Here is a 16,501-nt window from a genome sequence, read left to right as displayed (position 1 = left end):
GGGCGTCGCGGGTAGGGTTCCTCTCGCCCATGCATCGCCTTCTCATCGCACTCCTCGCCGCCCTCGACGCCGTCCTGGCGGCCGCGGGTGGCATCGCGGTCGTGCTCGCACCTCTCACTCTGCTCTGGGTCTTCGGAGTCGGCAGCCCCGACTGGGGAGCGCTCTGGCCCGCGGCCGCTGCGGTGTGGCACCTCGGCCACCTCGTCCCCGTGACGATCACGCTGCCCGACGCGTATCTGGCCGTCACCGGCATCGACCCGACCTTCGCGACCTTGACGCTCTCGCTCGCGCCCCTCGCCTTCGCGGCGTTCACCGGGCTCTTCGCGGCTCGCTCGGGGGCACGCGCCGCCGAGGCGGGTGCCGGGCTGACCGGGTGGATCTCGGGATCGCTCGTTTTCGCGGCTCTCTCCGCGGGCGTCGCGCTCACCTCGGGCGCAGCCCTCGTGTCCTCCGAGACCTGGCTCGCGATCCTCCTGCCCTCGCTGATCTTCCTCGTCCCCTCGCTCATCGGCGCCCTGGTCGGCGCGTGGCGCGTCGGCGACGACGGTCCGGTCGACGCCCTCCGCGAGAGGATCGAGCGGATGCCGACCGCCTGGGCGCCCGTGCCCGGACTCGCGCTGCGCGGACTCGCGCTCACCACCCTCGGGCTCGTCGGCGTGGGCGCCGTGGTCGTGGTGGCCGGGCTCATCGCCCGCGCCTCGCAGGTCATCGGCCTCTACCAGGCGAGCAATGCCGACCTCATCGGCGCGACCGTCATCGCGCTCGGTCAACTGTTCTACCTCCCGACCCTCGTGCTCTGGGGCATGTCGTTCGCCGCCGGTCCCGGATTCGCCCTCGGCACCGACACCGCGGTCACCCCGGCCGCGACGCAGGTCGGCGCGCTCCCCGGCATCCCGGTGCTCGGGGCGGTGCCCGACTCGACGTCGTCGTGGCTGCTGCTCCTCGCCCTGCTGCCCATTGCCGTCGGCGCGTTGACGGGGTGGATCCTCCGATCCCGGATGCCGTTCACCACCGGCCCCGAGCCCCTCGGGCCCCGGCTGGTGCTGGCGGTCGCGGTCGCCGCGCTCACCGGCGGGATGGGGGCGCTCGCCGCCGTCGTCTCGTCGGGGTCGATCGGACCCGGCCGGCTCGTCGACACGGGCCCGCAGCCGGGACCGCTCGCGCTGACCCTCGGTCTCGAGGTGCTCGTGGGCCTCGCGATCCTGCTGTTGAGCCCGAGGTTCGGGGCCGACGAGGGTGACGACCGATTCGAGGAGCGCGAGCACCGCGGGTTCTCTTTCGCCGCTCGCGAGCACGTGCCCTTCGACCGTGATGAACACGCGACGGGTCCGACCCCGACGGGGTCCCGGCTCGGGGCGGGGATCGCCCACGACGTGTGGCCGAGCTCGTACCGCGATCCGGATGCCGTGGCGACCGACACCGCGCTCGGGACACGGAGAGGCGCCGCGGACGCCGACACGTCGTCCTCGCGGGCCGGCGCGGGAGTGTCCCTCTCGGTGCCCCTTCCCCCCGCTTCCGATCCGACGCCGTCCGCCCCGGTGACGTCGGCGGAGAGTGCGGGGGCGTCGGACGACCTCACCGACGACGAGGTGCGCGCGCGCATCCGCGCGGCCTGGTCGGAGCACGGCGGAGAGCCCGGCGGCAAGCACTGACGACCACCACTGCGCACCGCGGAGGTTCCCGTGCTCACGGCGACAGGGTCGGTCGGACTGGTCGCTCGGACCGCGCCGCGCCCTCAGGCGTCCTGTCCGGCGGGCCCGCGCGCCCGAGCGCACCTGCGTAGACTGAGCGCGTGCTCACGGTCGCCGTCCTCATCTCCGGCGCCGGCTCGAACCTCCGCGCCCTGCTCGAGGCGGCATCCGCCCCCGACTTTCCGGCGCGCGTGATCGCGGTCGGTGCCGATCGCGAGGCCGACGGCTTCGCCCACGCCGAGCATTTCGGCATCCCGACCTTCCTCGTTCCCTTCAGCGCCTTCGCGTCACGCGAAGAGTGGGGCGCCGAGCTCGGGGCCCAGCTGTCGGTGTGGAACCCCGACCTCGTCGTGCTCAGCGGAATGATGCGTCTGCTCCCCGCCGACCTCGTCGCCGCGTGGGAACCGCGCATCATCAACACCCACCCCGCCTACCTGCCCGAGTTCCCCGGAGCGCACGGCGTGCGAGACGCCCTCGCCGCGGGTGTGACCCAGACCGGCGCGAGCGTGATCGTCGTCGACTCCGGCGTCGACACCGGGCCCATCCTCGCCCAGGAGCGCATCCCCGTGCTCCCCGGCGACGACGAGGACTCGCTGCACGACCGCATCAAGCCCGTCGAACGACGTCTGCTCATCGACGTCGTCCGACGGATCGCCGAAGGCGAGCTCGACCTCGCCGCCGCGGCATCCCGAACAGCCTGACCCGCTCGACGGGCGCCGGCCCGTCGCGCATCCGAACCCGACTCGAGACACAGGAGCCGAACGCCATGGCCGGACCCCGCCACGACCCCGCCGACTACCGCCCCCGAGACATCGTCCCGATCCGCCGCGCACTGGTGTCGGTGAGCGACAAGACCGGTCTGCTCGAACTCGGTGCGGCCCTCGCCGCCGCGGGCGTCGAGATCGTCTCGACCGGCGGCTCGGCCACCCTCCTGCGCGACGCCGGATACGCCGTCACGGACGTCTCGTCGGTGACCGGCTTCCCCGAGTCGCTCGACGGACGCGTGAAGACCCTGCACCCGAGCGTGCACGCGGGCCTCCTCGCCGACCTGCGTCTGGCCTCGCACGAGGCGCAGCTCGAAGAACTCGACATCCGCCCCTTCGAGCTCGTCGTCGTGAACCTCTACCCGTTCGTCGAGACCGTGGCATCCGGTGCCGAGGGCGACGATGTCGTCGAGCAGATCGACATCGGCGGCCCCGCCATGGTGCGCGCCTCGGCGAAGAACCACGCGAACGTCGCGATCGTCGTCTCGCCCGAGTCGTACCCCGCGATCATCGACGCCCTGCAGGCCAACGGCGGCACGAACCTCGTGCAGCGCCGCGAACTCGCCGCCCGCGCCTTCTCGCACACCGCCGCCTACGACACCGCCGTCTCGACCTGGTTCGCCGAAGGCACCCTCGCCGACGACATCGACCTGCCCGCGCACCTCACCATCCAGGCCGAGCGTCTGTCGACCCTGCGCTACGGCGAGAACTCGCACCAGCGCGCGGCGATCTACACGCGCGTCGGCGGTCACGGCATCGCCCAGGCCACGCAGCTGCAGGGCAAGGAGATGTCGTACAACAACTACGTCGACGCCGACGCGGCCCTCCGCGCCGCCTTCGACATGGTCAAGCCGGCCGTGGCGATCATCAAGCACGCGAACCCCTGCGGTATCGCCGTCGCCGCCCCCAACGCCCTCGACCCGATCGCCTCGGCGCACCTGCGCGCGCACGAGTGCGACCCCGTCTCGGCCTTCGGCGGCGTGATCGCCGCGAACCGGACCGTGACGCTCAAGATGGCCGAGAACCTGCGCGACATCTTCACCGAGGTGATCATCGCGCCCGACTTCGAGCCCGAGGCGCTCGAGGTGTTCAAGCTCAAGAAGAACCTCCGCGTGCTGCGCCTGCCGAACGACTGGCAGCAGGAGCGCATGGACGTCCGCCTCGTGTCGGGCGGCCTGCTGCTGCAGGACGCCGACCGCTTCCCCGACGACATCGAGTCGGTCGCGAAGAACTGGGAGCTCGTCTCGGGTGAGCGCCCCGCCGACGAGGACATGGAGAGCCTCATCTTCGCGTGGAAGTCGTGCCGCGCGGTCAAGTCGAACGCGATCGTGCTCGCGAAGGGCTCGGCCACGGTCGGCATCGGCATGGGCCAGGTCAACCGCGTCGACTCCTGCCGCCTCGCGGTCGAGCGCGCCGGTGACCGCGCCGCCGGCTCCATCGCGGCATCCGACGCCTTCTTCCCCTTCGCCGACGGCCCGCAGGTGCTGATCGACGCCGGCATCTCGGCGATCATCCAGCCCGGCGGGTCGGTTCGGGATGCCGAGGTCGTCGACGCCGCGCGCGCCGCCGGCGTCACGATGTTCTTCACGGGAGAGCGCCACTTCTTCCACTGACCCGTCGCGCTTCGCACCGCCCTCGCGACCTCGGTCGCGGGGGCGGTGTGGGGTTTCTGGTGGGGGCGCGTGGGGCGTGATGACGCTCGCCGGGGTTGCGGTGGGCGCTCGCTGGGAGAAGAAACGGTGTCAGCTGGCGGGGGGTGGGGCGCGGGACGCGGTGAACGCTCGCTGCGTCGAGAACCGGTCTCGCCTGGCTGAGGGCCGGCGCCGGAGCGCGATAAACGCTCGCTGCGACGAGAAACGGTGTCCCCCGGCGTTTCTGGGTGCCGCGCGCGTTTATCGCGCGAGGGGCGGGAGCCGGAGCCGGGGAATTCTTGCGATTGAGGGGTGCCGCCATCCTCAGGCGCTCATCGCGACGAGCTTGGCGACCGTGTTGGCGTTACGCGCCGTGCCGGTGACGCCGAGGCGCTTCTCGAACCAGGCGGCCTGCAGCTTCGACCCGCCGATGCCCTGGGGATAGCGCACGAACACTTCGCGACCGTCGAGAACGGCCTCCTCGGGGTACGGGGCCGGCACGTCGAGCGTCGTTCCCACGGACGGCGGTTCGGCGAGGAACACCGTCTGCACCCACCGACCCTCGGCTGTGCCGGCGAACGGGTTCCGTGCGTGGGCGTCCGCGAGCTCGACGTGGGTCCGTACGACGACCGGGAGGTCGAAGCCGAACGCATCGAGCACTGCGTCGCGCACGACCCCGGCAATCTCGTCGGGGGAGCGCCCGCCGTCATCGAGCACGAGGTTGCCCGCGACCTGCAGCGTCTCGACCTCGCCCAGACCGGCGGATGCCAGCACTTCGCGCAGCGCGGGCATACTCATCGCCGTGGGTCCACCTACTCCACGGATCAGGGCGACGGAGAGTGACATGAAGCGACCTTATTCCGTGGGACTCCCTCGGGAGAGGGCGGGGCGACGAGTGAGACGCGACAGGCCACGCCCCGGCCCGGTCGAGCACCGATCGGCGTCTCACGCCCGCCCCGACTCAGGCCGAGTCGCGCCCCAGGGTCTCGAGCAGGCGCAGCCACACCTCGCTGACCGTCGGGTACGACGGGACGGCGTGCCAGAGCCGCTTCACCGGCACCTCGCCGACGATCGCGATGGTCGCGGAGTGCAGCAGCTCTGCGATGTCGGGGCCGACGAAAGTCGCGCCGACCAGCACGCCCCGATCGAGGTCGACGATCGCGCGGGCCTTGCCCACGTAGTCGTCTGACTGCTCGCTCGAGCCGGCGACGCTCGCGAGGTCGTAATCGAGGACCTGCACGTTCAGGCCCTTCTCTTCGGCCTTCTTCGCGGTGAGGCCCACCGAGGCCACCTCGGGATCGGTGAAGGTGACCTGGGGCACCGCGTCGTGATCGGCGGTCGCCACGTGCGCGCCCCACGGCGCGTCGTCGATCTCGTCGCCCTTCGCCCGGGCGGCGATCACGTCTCCGGCCGCGCGAGCCTGGTACTTGCCCTGGTGGGTGAGCAGCGCGCGGTGGTTGACGTCGCCGACGGCGTACAGCCAGTCGAAGCCGCGGACGAGGAGGGTGTCGTCGACGTCGAGCCAGGCGCCCGGCGTCAAACCCACGGCATCCACTCCCAGGTCTTGCGTGCGGGGCGTGCGCCCGATCGCGACGAGCACCTCGTCGGCCGTGACCGCTGTTCCGTCGGAGAGCTCCAGGGTGGCGCGACCGTCGTCGTCGCGACGAGCCGAGGTGGTGTCGGCGCCCGTCTTGACCGTGACGCCGCGTTCGCGCAGGGAGTCGGCGACGAGCTCTCCGGCGAACGGCTCGTTGCCGCCGAGCAGACCCGAGCGGGCGATGATCGTGACCTCGCTGCCGAGGCTCTGGAACGCGGTGGCCATCTCGGCGCCGACGACCCCGCCGCCGATGATCGCGAGGGATGCGGGGATCTGCTCGACCGCGGTGGCCTCGCGGCTGGTCCACGGCGAGATGTCGGCCAGGCCCGGGATGTCGGGAAGGAGCGCAGCCGACCCGGTGCACACCGCGACCGCGTGGCGCGCGACGAGGTCGGTGGTCGTGCCGTCGGCGGCGGTGACGCGGACCGTCTTCTCGCCCCTGAGCGTGCCGTGGCCCCGCACGAGATCGATGCCCGCGCCCTGCAACCACTGCACCTGGCCGGAGTCGTCGTAGTTGCTGGTCATGGTGTCGCGCCGACGCAGTACGGCGGCGATGTCGAGGTCGCCGGTGACCGCCTGCTTCGCGCCGTCGACGTCGCGAGCGGCCCGCAGCGCGGCAGCACTGCGCAGCAGAGCCTTCGACGGCATGCAGGCCCAGTACGAGCACTCGCCGCCGACGAGCTCGGATTCGACGATGGCAGCCGTGAGGCCGGCCTGGACGGCTCGGTCGGCCACGTTCTCGCCGACGGGGCCGGCGCCGATGACGATGAGGTCGTATTCGCGTTCGCTCATGGTGTTCACGGTACCGACGACCTCCGACATCGCATCGGGGTTGCGCCCGGGCGGGTAGAGGGAGAAGTCCGGGGGGCGGGCGTCCCACGGCCGTGTCCGATTTCCGCCAGCCGATGTCGGAGGTCGGTGGCAGGGTGGATGCCATGACCACCGCCGTCCCCCAGCTCCCGGGCTTCGCCGAGCGCTACCGCGTCATCCAGTCGCGCGATCGACGCTTCGACGGACAGTTCGTCACCGCGGTCCGGTCCACGCGCATCTACTGCCGTCCGAGCTGCCCCGCGCGCACGCCGAAGGAAGAGAACGTCACGTTCTACGCCACCTCGGCGGCCGCGCACGAGGCCGGTTATCGCGCGTGCAAGAGATGTCTGCCCGAGGCTGCTCCCGGTTCGCCCCTGTGGGACGTCCGCGGTGACGTCGTGGCGCGCGCCATGCGCCTCATCGCCGACGGTGTCGTCGATCGCGAAGGGGTTCCGGGACTCGCCCGCCGATTGGGCTACTCCTCGCGTCACCTCACGCGCCTGCTCACCGCGGAGCTGGGGGCCGGTCCTCTCGCCCTCGCCCGCGCACACCGGGCCCACACGGCCCGGGCGTTGCTCGTCGGCACCGATCTGTCGTCGGCCGATGTCGCGTTCTCGGCCGGATTCTCGAGCGTCCGACAGTTCACCGACACCATCGGGGAGGTGTTCGGCATGCCGCCACGCGACCTCCGCGCGCGGCGCTCGCGCGACTCGGGGCTCGAAGCCTCGGCGGGCGAGATCGACCTCGCCCTCCCCGTCCGCGGGCCGATCGATACGACCGGTCTGTTCGGATGGATGAGGGCCCACGCGATCCCCGGGGTCGAAGAGGGCGACGACCGCTCGTTCGCGCGGGTCGCGCGTCTTCCGGCGGGGCCGGCGTGGTTCGAGGTGCGTCTCGCCGACGACGGGCGCCTTCGCCTGCGCGCCCGGCTCTCGGCCCTGGCCGATCTGGGTACCCTCATCGCCCGCGTTCGGAGGCTGTTCGACCTCGACGCCGATCCGCTCGCGATCGACGAGGCCCTCGCACGGCATCCCGAACTCGCTCCCGCCGCCGCGGCGATCCCGGGCGTCCGGGTGCCCGGGGCGATCGACGCCGACGAGATGCTGCTTCGCGCCATGATCGGGCAGCAGATCAGCGTGGCCTCGGCCCGCACGATGCAGGGGCGTTTGACCACCGAACTCGGCGAGCAGACCGCCGTCGGTCCTCGGCCGTTCACGCTCTTCCCCTCGCCGGCGGTGATCGCCGAGCGCGGGCTCGAGGTCTTGCGCGGCCCCGCCGCGCGCATGCGGGCGATCGTCGAGACGGCGGCGGCGCTGGCCGACGGCAGCCTCGAGCTCGGCGCCGGCGACGACGGTGCCGAGCAACGGGAGCGGCTCCTGGCGATGCGGGGGATCGGCCCGTGGACCGCCGACTACGTGCGGATGCGCGTGCTCGGCGACCCGGACGTCCTCCTCCCCGGAGACGTGGCCGCCCGCGCCGGTGCGGCGGCCCTCGGCCTCCCCTCCGATCCGGCCGGTTTCACGAGCTGGTCGCAGCGGCTGGCGCCCTGGCGCAGCTACGCGATGGCGCACTACTGGTACGCCGCGCCCGTGACGCAGGCCTGGCGCGCGCCGGCGGAGTCCGGGGCCGCGGTCGCCGCGGCGCCGACCCGCCGGCGAAGCCCCCGCCTCCGCACCGACATCGTCCTGCCTTCCTCACCCGCACCCGAGACCGAGAGCGAGAATCTCGCATGACCGCTGCCACCCTCCAGTTCGTCGAGACCCCCGACGGGCCGTTCGCGATCCTCGCCGATGAGGCCGACCGGGTGCTCGTATCCGGCTGGACCGACGACACCGACGCCGTCCTCGCGCGCCTCCGCCCTGAGCGACGACCCGCCGACATCCGCCCCGGCGACACCTCGGCGGCCGAGGCGGTGCGCAGGTACTACAGCGGTGACCTCGCCGCGATCGACGCCGTCGCCGTCTCGCAGTGGGGGACACCCCTCCAGCTCGCCGGGTGGGAGGCGCTGCGAGCGATCGAGGTGGGAACGCCCCTCACCTACACGGGCTTCGCCGCGGCGCTCGGCTCACCGTCGGCCGTGCGGGCGGCGGCGTCCATCTGCGCGCGGAACGCGGTCGCGCTCTTCGTGCCCTGTCATCGCGTGCTGCGCGGCGACGGGTCGATGGGCGGCTTCGCCTGGGGCACGCACGTGAAAGAGAGCTTGCTGGCACGCGAATCCGCCGTCTGACCGGCCCGTCGTCACAAGACGCTCTTGCCTCCAGCGTTTTCTCAGGGATATCCTGGAGGGCTGCCGTCCCCCCGCGGAAGCTTCACCGAACAAGGAGGATGCCATGGACCAGACCGACGCCCCCGTCGCCCCTGTTGCCGCCGCACCCTCCCGTGCTGCACGACCCGGCCGACGCCCCTAGGGCTCCGCGTCCGCGCTCCGGCGCCCCGCTCCGCCCCGATCGACGACCTTCGTCGCGCCCCTGGCACCTCTTTCCGCGCCCGATCCCGGCGCCCGCTTCGACCCCACGAGGATCATGACTCCCTCTACGCCTCCGCCCCGTCTTTCGACACCGCGCGCGCTCGCGCGGCTTCTCCCCATCGCTCGGCCCGTGCTCCCGCGTCTCATCGCGGGTGCCGTGACCGCCCTCATCGCGAGCCTCCTGGCGCTGGCGATCCCGCTGGTGCTCGAGCAGATCGTCGCCGGTCCCATCGCCTCGCTCGATCCTGCAGCCCTGGTGTGGGGCTCGCTCGCCGTGCTCGGTCTCGGTCTCGCCGAGGCCGCGATGGTGTGGCTGCGCCGCTGGTTCGTGCTCGCGCCGGCGACCAAGGTCGAGTACGACCTCCGTCAGTCGTTCTACTCGCGCCTGCAGCGTCTGCCGGTCGCGTTCCACGACCGGTGGCAGTCCGGTCAGCTGCTCTCGCGCATGATGCAGGACATCAGTATGCTCCGCCGCTGGCTGGCCTTCGGCGTCATCCTCCTCGTGGTCAACATGCTGACGATCGCCATCGGCGCCGTCCTGCTCTTCCGCTGGCACTGGCTCCTCGGCGCGCTGTTCCTCGTCACCTCGGCGCCCGTGATCTACGTCGGCTTCCGCTTCGAGAAGCGCTACGGCGCGCTGACGCGCCAGAGCCAGGACCAGGCCGGAGACCTCGCCACGTCCGTGGAAGAGAGCGTCCACGGCATCCGCGTCCTCAAGGCGTTCGGGCGGGGCGCGCACGCGCTCAGGAAGTTCACCCGCCAGGCCGAGTCGCTGCGCGAGACCGAGATCGACAAAGCCCGCGCCATCGGATGGATCTGGTTCTGGCTGGTTCTTCTGCCCGACATCGCCTTCGCGGTGTGCCTCGGGGCGGGCATCGTGCTGACGCAGCTGGGCCAGCTGCAGGTGCCCGAGCTGGTCGCGTTCTTCGCGATGGCCACGGTGCTGCGGTGGCCGATGGAGTCGATCGGCTTCCTGTTCTCGTTCCTCCTCGACGCGCGCACCGCGACCGATCGCATCTTCGAGGTGTTCGACGAGCAGAACACCATCGTCGACCCCGAGAACCCCCGTACGGTCACCGAACCCCGCGGCGAACTCACGTTCGAGAACGCCCACTTCCGGTACCAGGATGCCGCCGACACCGAGCGCGACCTGCTCGACGGCGTCGACCTGGTCCTGCACCCCGGTGAGACGATGGCCCTCGTCGGCCTCACGGGTTCGGGAAAGACGACGCTGACGACCCTGCCCGGTCGCCTGTACGACGCCACGGGCGGGCGCGTGCTGATCGACGGCGTCGATGTCCGCGACCTCACGCTCGCCGAGCTGCGGCGTCACGTCGGTATGGCCTTCGAAGACGCGACGCTGTTCTCGCAGACCGTGCGCGACAACGTGCTGCTGGGTCGAGAAGACCTGACGCCCGGGTCGGACGAGGCCGAGGACATCCTGCGCGAAGCCCTGCAGGTCGCCCAGGCCCAGTTCGTCTACGACCTGCCCGACGGACTCGACACCGTCATCGGCGAAGAGGGGCTCAGCCTTTCGGGCGGGCAGCGTCAGCGTCTCGCCCTCGCGCGCGCCGTCGCCGCGCGCCCGGCCGTGCTCGTGCTCGACGATCCGCTGTCGGCACTCGACGTCGACACAGAGGCGCTCGTCGAGGACGCCCTGCGCGAGGTCCTCAGCGAGACGACCGCCCTGGTCGTCGCGCACCGCCCGTCGACGGTCACCCTCGCCGATCGGGTCGCCCTTCTCGAAGAGGGCCGCATCACCGCGGTCGGCACGCACTCCGATCTGCTGCGCGAGAGCGACCACTACCGCTACGTGATCTCGAGCCTCGAAGAGGCCGAGCAGGCCGAACGCGAAGCCCGCACCGGGGCCATTCCCGTCATGACCGATGATGCCCTGGCCGACAAGGAGGCGACCCGATGAGCACCGCCACCGTCTCCGGAACCAGCGGCGAAGACCGCTCCGACTACACGCGCGACGAGAGCCGGTCGATCCGCCAGCGTTCGCTGCGCCTCCTCGGCACGCTCGTGTCGCCCCTGCGCTGGCAGCTCGTCCTCGCCGGTGCCGTCCTCGTCGTGTCGACCGCTCTGCGCGTCGCCGGTCCCGCGCTGATCGCCTTCGGTATCGACAATGCCCTGCCCGCCGTCATCGAACGATCAGACTGGATGCCGACCATCGGCGTCGTGGGCGTGTACCTGTTCGCGGGGATCGGCGGTGCCGTCCTCATCGGGTGGTACGTCGTGGTGGCCGCTCGGCTCACGCAGGCGGTCATGCTCGACCTGCGCAAGCGGATCTTCCTGCACACGCAGAAGCTCAGCCTCGAGTTCCACGAGTCGTACACCTCGGGCCGCATCATCTCGCGTCAGACGAGCGACCTCGACACGATCCGCGAGCTGCTGGACGGTGGCCTCAACGAGCTCGTGTCCGGCGTGCTCTACGGCCTGTTCACCCTCGGGGCGCTCTTCCTGATCGACTGGCAGTCGGGGCTGATCCTGACGGTCATGGGAATCCCCATGTACCTGTTGATGCGCTGGTTCTACTCGCGTTCGCAGGTGATCTACCGCGAGTCGCGCGTGATCAGTGCCCAGGTCATCGTGAAGTTCGTCGAGTCGATGACCGGCATTCGCGCGGTGAAGGCGTTCCGCAAGGAGCCGCGCAACGATCAGGAGTTCGGCAAGCTCGCCGCCGACTACCGCGACGTCAACATGCGCTCGATCAAGCTGTTCGGCACGTTCGAGCCCGGGATCATGGCGGTCGCCGCGGTCTCGGTCGCCGTCGTCCTGCTCTGGGGTGGCGGTCGCGTGATCGCCGGGCCCCTCGAGATCGGTGTGCTCACCGCGGCGGTGCTGTACGTGCGCAACTTCTTCTCGCCGCTGCAGGAAGTCGCGTTCTTCCTCAACTCCTACCAATCGGCGACGGCGGCGCTCGAGAAGGTCTCGGGAGTTCTCGAAGAGGAGCCGACGGTTCCCGACCCGACCGACCCCATCGACCTGTGGACCGCGAAGGGGCACGTGCGGTTCGACGAGGTGACCTTCGGGTACTCCGACGACCGCGTCATCCTGCCGCACTTCTCGCTCGACCTCCCGGCGGGGCAGACCGTCGCCCTCGTCGGGACGACGGGTGCCGGAAAGTCGACGCTGGCGAAACTGGTCTCGCGGTTCTACGACCCCTCGAAGGGGGCGGTGACCCTCGACGGGATCGACCTCCGCCGCCTGCACCCCAAGGATCTGCGGCGCGCGATCGTCATGGTCACGCAGGAGGCGTACCTGTTCAGCGGAACGGTGGCCGACAACATCGCCCTCGGAAAGCCCGACGCGACCATGGACGAGATCCGCGCCGCCGCTCGCGCCGTGGGTGCCGACGCGTTCATCTCGAAGCTGCCCGACGGCTACGACACCGACGTGAACAAGCGCGGTGGCCGCGTCTCGGCGGGGCAGCGTCAGCTGATCTCGTTCGCCCGCGCATTCCTGGCCGACCCGGCCGTTCTGATCCTCGACGAGGCCACGGCCTCTCTCGACATCCCGAGCGAGCGCCAGATCCAGAACGCGCTGCAGACGCTCCTCGCCGACCGCACGGCCATCATCATCGCCCACCGCCTGTCCACGGTGGCGATCGCCGACCGGGTCCTGGTGATGGAGCACGGCCGCATCATCGAGGACGACACCCCCGCCGCACTGATCGCGGGGACGGGCAAGTTCGCCCAGCTGCACGCCGCCTGGCGCGAGTCCCTCGTCTGAGCCGGCACCGCACACCGGATGCCACGTTCCCTCGGGGGCGTGGCATCCGTGTTTCTGCCGAACATCGCCGGGAGCACTCTGCGACCGCGCGCGACGCGTTCGCGCGGCGGCGCCCCTCACCGGGGCACAGCGGGTCTACCCGAGAACAGTCAGCGGGGGACAGCGGGTGCGGCCGAGAACGGGTCAGACGCTGGCACGGGCGATGATCTCGCCGTACTCGGTCTCGCCGACGGGCTCGAAGCCCACGCGCTGGAAGAACGCCTCGGGGCCGCCGACGCCGGGCTCGTAGATGACATCGACGTGGTCCATGCCGCGGCCACGGGCCTCTTCGAGGACAGCGGCGATCGCGTAGCTGCCGACACCGCGGCCCTGCTCGTCGGCGTCGACGTTGATGCGCCATAGCACCGAGCGGAAGTGCTCCTCGTGCGCGTCCGGGTCGAAGTTCGCGCTGACGAAGCCGACGACCTCGTCGCCGTCGAGCACGACGCGCTGCCACGACGTCTGCGGGTTGCTGACGGTCGCCGCGATGCCGTAACTGACCGGCGCGAGGAACTGCTCCTGCCCGGGCTTGAGCGACAGGGTGTTCACGGCCACGATCGTGGCGGCGGACAGTTCGACGAGACGCAGGTCAGCCATGGGCCCAGGCTAGCGGCACCCCGACCCCGCCCCCAAGATCGCATGCCGTCGCATGCGGTTCTCGTCACCTGTGCATACGCTGGGCGGGTGCACGATGCTGACCGGCCCCTGCGAGCGCCCGAGACGAGCGCGGGGCGTCACCGGATCGCCCTGTCCTGCACGGTGCACGTTCCGCAAGGCGTTCAGGATGCCGCTCTGCTCGCGTTCGAGCAGGCTCTGCAGCGCGCGCACCTGCGTGCCGCGCCGGAGCGAGCGGCCCACGCGAACCCGGGTGCGACGGGAGAGACGCTCACCGTCTACGAACGTGGCAGCTTCCTCGCCGAAACACTCTTCAACGGGACCGGTCTGTCCCTGCTGACCACCCGTGTCGGACCCCTCTCGATGCAGGCGGTCGTCGTCCTCACGACGCGCACGGTGAACGATCTCAGCCGCGTCATCGTGTCGATGGTGGTCGGGGGAGAGGTCGCGCCCGAGATCGCCCGAGAGGTGGATGCCGCCATCGACGACCTCGTCGCTCGTGGCGTCGTCGTCGAGGGACCCGGCTGGGCGCGGGCGGTCGACGTTCCCCGCGAGAGCCTGGGGCACCCGCGGACCGCGCGAGAGCACGGCATCCGGGGCTGAAAAGTCCGCACGGGACGGCGGAGGGATGCCGAGAACTATCTCGATATCAAGAGACTTTGTCCACGTGCGATAGGCTGAATCGCAACCCTGGCCGCCTCTACGGAGAGATCTGACGTGCCCGATTCCACCATCATCTACACGTACACCGACGAGGCGCCGGCACTTGCCACCGCGTCGTTCCTGCCCATCGTGCAAGCCGTCACGAAGCAGGCGGGTGTCGACGTCGAAACCCGCGACATCTCGCTCGCCGGCCGCATCCTCGCGGCCTTCCCGCAGCGCCTGACGCCCGAGCAGCAGGTCGGCGACGCGCTGGCCGAGCTCGGCGGTCTCGCCACGCTGCCCGAGGCGAACATCATCAAGCTGCCGAACATCTCGGCATCCATCCCGCAGCTGAAGGCCGCGATCGCGGAGCTCCAGTCGCAGGGCTACGACATCCCCGACTACCCCGATGAGGCGTCGAGCGTCGAGGACAAGGACGTGCGCGCGCGCTACGACCGCATCAAGGGCTCCGCCGTGAACCCCGTGCTGCGCGAGGGCAACAGCGACCGCCGCGCCCCGCTCGCGGTGAAGAACTACGCCAAGAAGCACCCCCACCGCAACAAGGCGTTCGCCGAGGGTTCGAAGACCCGCGTCGCGACCCTCGGCCACGACGACTTCCGCTCGAACGAGAAGTCGGTCGTGTTCGGCGACGACGACGTGCTCAGCATCCAGCACGTGGCCGCCGACGGCTCCACCACCACGCTGAAGGAGGGCCTCAAGGTCCTCCAGGGCGAGATCGTGGATGCCACGTTCCTCTCGGCCGCGGCCCTCGACGCCTTCCTCGCCGACACCCTCGCGCAGGCCAAGGCCGACGACGTGCTCTACTCGGTGCACCTGAAGGCCACGATGATGAAGGTCAGCGACCCGATCATCTTCGGTCACGTCGTCAAGGCGTTCTTCGCCGACGTGTTCGACCGCCACGGCGACGCTCTCGCCGCGGCCGGCCTGACCCCCAACGACGGCCTCGGCTCGATCCTCGCGGGTCTGTCGAACGTCGAGGGCGGTGACGCCATCGCCTCCGAGATCCGCGACGCTCTGGCATCCGGCCCCCGCCTGTCGTACGTCAACAGCGATAAGGGCATCACCAACCTGCACGTGCCGAGCGACGTGATCGTCGACGCGTCGATGCCCGCGCTCATCCGCAACGGCGGGAAGCTGTGGGGCGCCGACGGGGGAGAAGACGACACCCTCGCCGTCATCCCGGACTCCTCGTACGCGGGCGTCTACCAGGCGACCATCGAGGACGTCATCGCGAACGGCCCCCTCGACCCGGCGACCATCGGCTCGGTGCCGAACGTCGGTCTGATGGCCCAGGCGGCCGAGGAGTACGGCAGCCACGACAAGACGTTCGAGATCGCCGCTGCCGGCCGCGTGCAGGTCGTCGCCTCGAACGGCGACGTGCTGCTCGAGCACGAGGTGAGCACCGGCGACATCTGGCGCGCGACCCAGACAAAGGACGTCGCGGTGCGCGACTGGGTGAAGCTCGCCGTCACCCGCGCCCGTGCGACCGGTGTCCCGGCCGTGTTCTGGCTCGACGAGACCCGCGCGCACGACCGCAACCTCATCGCCAAGGTGCACGAGTACCTCGCCGACCACGACACCGAGGGCCTCACCATCGAGATCCTCGCCCCCGCCGAGGCGACGACGTACTCGCTCGAGCGCATCCGCCGGGGCGAGGACACGATCTCGGTCACCGGCAACGTGCTGCGCGACTACCTCACCGACCTGTTCCCGATCCTCGAGGTGGGCACGAGCGCCAAGATGCTCTCGATCGTCCCACTGCTCGCGGGCGGTGGCCTGTTCGAGACCGGTGCCGGCGGCTCGGCCCCCAAGCACGTGCAGCAGCTCGTCGAAGAGGACTACCTCCGTTGGGACTCGCTGGGTGAGTTCTTCGCCCTCGCGGCCTCGCTCGAGCACCTCGCCGACACCACGGGCAACGACCGTGCCCGCGTGCTCGCGCAGACCCTCGACGCCGCGACCGGCACGTTCCTCGAGAACGACAAGTCGCCCGGGCGCGCCCTCGGCACCATCGACAACCGCGGCAGCCACTTCTACCTCGCCCTGTACTGGGCGCAGGAGCTGGCGAAGCAGTCGACCGATGCCGACCTCGCCCAGGTCTTCGCCCCGGTCGCCGAGAAGCTGGCCGCGGGAGAGCAGACGATCGTCGCCGAGCTCAACGCCGTCCAGGGCCACCACGCCGAGATCGGCGGGTACTACCGCCCGAACACGGAGCTCGTCGAGAAGGTCATGCGCCCCTCGGCCACGCTGAACGCCGTGGTCGACGCCCTGCGCTGATCCTGAAACCCGGAAGGGGCGGATGCCACACGGCATCCGCCCCTTCTGCATGTCCGGGCCGCGGCTCGGCTCGTCGGCGCCGCACACCTCCTGCAATCCGCTGGTTTCGGGCCCCTGGGAGGGCCCGGACGGGCCAGCGCGCAGGAGTTGTGCGCGCCGGGCCCCGGAAGCGGGGTGTCGGGGCGAGCTTGAGGACGGAAGTCCTGCGTTCGGTC

General features: G+C 70.9%; 12 protein-coding genes. 9 read left to right on the top strand and 3 right to left on the bottom strand.

Features of this window, described 5'->3' with window-relative positions; genetic code table 11:
* Positions 1 to 29 precede the first annotated feature (29 nt).
* The 3 genes from QBE02_RS07100 to purH all read left to right on the top strand — a co-directional run bounded on the left by QBE02_RS07100 (position 30) and on the right by purH (position 4,068).
* Complete coding sequence (locus QBE02_RS07100) at positions 30 to 1,652, top strand: cell division protein PerM (protein ID WP_279367685.1); 1,623 nt, start codon at positions 30 to 32, stop codon at positions 1,650 to 1,652.
* Positions 1,653 to 1,792: 140 nt separating this feature from the next.
* Positions 1,793 to 2,392 carry a phosphoribosylglycinamide formyltransferase gene (gene purN / locus QBE02_RS07095; protein WP_268103388.1) on the top strand — a complete coding sequence of 200 codons (600 nt, stop codon included), beginning with the start codon at positions 1,793 to 1,795 and terminating at the stop codon, positions 2,390 to 2,392.
* Between the two features lie 65 nt (positions 2,393 to 2,457).
* On the top strand, positions 2,458 to 4,068 hold the full coding sequence (gene purH, locus QBE02_RS07090; protein WP_056226652.1) for a bifunctional phosphoribosylaminoimidazolecarboxamide formyltransferase/IMP cyclohydrolase: 1,611 nt from the start codon (positions 2,458 to 2,460) through the stop codon (positions 4,066 to 4,068).
* A 342-nt stretch (positions 4,069 to 4,410) separates the two neighbouring features.
* Here the strand turns inward: purH and QBE02_RS07085 are convergent, their stop codons facing one another.
* Both QBE02_RS07085 and QBE02_RS07080 read right to left on the bottom strand, forming a co-directional pair.
* Positions 4,411 to 4,932 (bottom strand): DUF1697 domain-containing protein, encoded by a 522-nt coding sequence (locus QBE02_RS07085; RefSeq protein ID WP_279367684.1) that lies wholly within the window; start codon positions 4,930 to 4,932, stop codon positions 4,411 to 4,413.
* Between the two features lie 115 nt (positions 4,933 to 5,047).
* Positions 5,048 to 6,475, bottom strand: a complete 1,428-nt coding sequence (locus QBE02_RS07080) for a dihydrolipoyl dehydrogenase family protein (RefSeq protein ID WP_279367683.1) — start codon at positions 6,473 to 6,475, stop codon at positions 5,048 to 5,050.
* Positions 6,476 to 6,618: 143 nt separating this feature from the next.
* Between QBE02_RS07080 and QBE02_RS07075 the strand changes: the two genes are divergently transcribed.
* The 4 genes from QBE02_RS07075 (at position 6,619) to QBE02_RS07060 (ending at position 12,695) form a co-directional block, all read left to right on the top strand.
* Positions 6,619 to 8,226, top strand: a complete 1,608-nt coding sequence (locus QBE02_RS07075; protein WP_279367682.1) for an AlkA N-terminal domain-containing protein — start codon at positions 6,619 to 6,621, stop codon at positions 8,224 to 8,226.
* Positions 8,223 to 8,720, top strand: a complete 498-nt coding sequence (locus QBE02_RS07070) for a methylated-DNA--[protein]-cysteine S-methyltransferase (protein WP_268103394.1) — start codon at positions 8,223 to 8,225, stop codon at positions 8,718 to 8,720. Before QBE02_RS07075 ends, QBE02_RS07070 begins: the two co-directional genes overlap by 4 nt.
* A gap of 295 nt (positions 8,721 to 9,015) precedes the next feature.
* The gene (locus tag QBE02_RS07065) at positions 9,016 to 10,881 is read left to right on the top strand and encodes an ABC transporter ATP-binding protein (protein ID WP_279367681.1); all 1,866 of its coding nucleotides are present in this window, start codon (positions 9,016 to 9,018) and stop codon (positions 10,879 to 10,881) included.
* Entirely contained in the window at positions 10,878 to 12,695 is a 1,818-nt protein-coding gene (locus tag QBE02_RS07060; RefSeq protein WP_279367680.1) for an ABC transporter ATP-binding protein, read from the top strand. Before QBE02_RS07065 ends, QBE02_RS07060 begins: the two co-directional genes overlap by 4 nt.
* Before the next feature lie 183 nt (positions 12,696 to 12,878).
* Here the strand turns inward: QBE02_RS07060 and QBE02_RS07055 are convergent, their stop codons facing one another.
* Entirely contained in the window at positions 12,879 to 13,331 is a 453-nt protein-coding gene (locus QBE02_RS07055; protein WP_074694046.1) for a GNAT family N-acetyltransferase, read from the bottom strand.
* A gap of 87 nt (positions 13,332 to 13,418) precedes the next feature.
* On the opposite strand from QBE02_RS07055, the gene QBE02_RS07050 reads away from it, so the two are divergent.
* Positions 13,419 to 13,952, top strand: coding sequence for a hypothetical protein (locus QBE02_RS07050; protein WP_279367679.1), 534 nt, complete (start codon positions 13,419 to 13,421; stop codon positions 13,950 to 13,952).
* 114 nt (positions 13,953 to 14,066) lie between these two features.
* Positions 14,067 to 16,286, top strand: a complete 2,220-nt coding sequence (locus QBE02_RS07045) for an NADP-dependent isocitrate dehydrogenase (RefSeq protein ID WP_279367678.1) — start codon at positions 14,067 to 14,069, stop codon at positions 16,284 to 16,286.
* The last annotated feature ends 215 nt before the right edge of the window (positions 16,287 to 16,501 follow it).

This window comes from Microbacterium testaceum, from assembly GCF_029761935.1.
GTDB classification, from domain to species: Bacteria; Actinomycetota; Actinomycetes; order Actinomycetales; family Microbacteriaceae; genus Microbacterium; species Microbacterium testaceum_A.
Note: the sequence above shows the minus strand (reverse complement) of the source record. Positions and strands in the feature narration are given on the sequence as shown.

Bases quoted from the DNA above. Each gene is read 5' to 3' on its own strand.
- QBE02_RS07100 (WP_279367685.1), top strand. From the start codon at position 30: ATGCATCGCCTTCTCATCGCACTCCTCGCCGCCCTCGACGCCGTCCTG.
- purH (WP_056226652.1), top strand. From the start codon at position 2,458: ATGGCCGGACCCCGCCACGACCCCGCCGACTACCGCCCCCGAGACATC.
- QBE02_RS07085 (WP_279367684.1), bottom strand. From the start codon at position 4,932: ATGTCACTCTCCGTCGCCCTGATCCGTGGAGTAGGTGGACCCACGGCG.
- QBE02_RS07080 (WP_279367683.1), bottom strand. From the start codon at position 6,475: ATGAGCGAACGCGAATACGACCTCATCGTCATCGGCGCCGGCCCCGTC.
- QBE02_RS07075 (WP_279367682.1), top strand. From the start codon at position 6,619: ATGACCACCGCCGTCCCCCAGCTCCCGGGCTTCGCCGAGCGCTACCGC.
- QBE02_RS07070 (WP_268103394.1), top strand. From the start codon at position 8,223: ATGACCGCTGCCACCCTCCAGTTCGTCGAGACCCCCGACGGGCCGTTC.
- QBE02_RS07065 (WP_279367681.1), top strand. From the start codon at position 9,016: ATGACTCCCTCTACGCCTCCGCCCCGTCTTTCGACACCGCGCGCGCTC.
- QBE02_RS07060 (WP_279367680.1), top strand. From the start codon at position 10,878: ATGAGCACCGCCACCGTCTCCGGAACCAGCGGCGAAGACCGCTCCGAC.
- QBE02_RS07055 (WP_074694046.1), bottom strand. From the start codon at position 13,331: ATGGCTGACCTGCGTCTCGTCGAACTGTCCGCCGCCACGATCGTGGCC.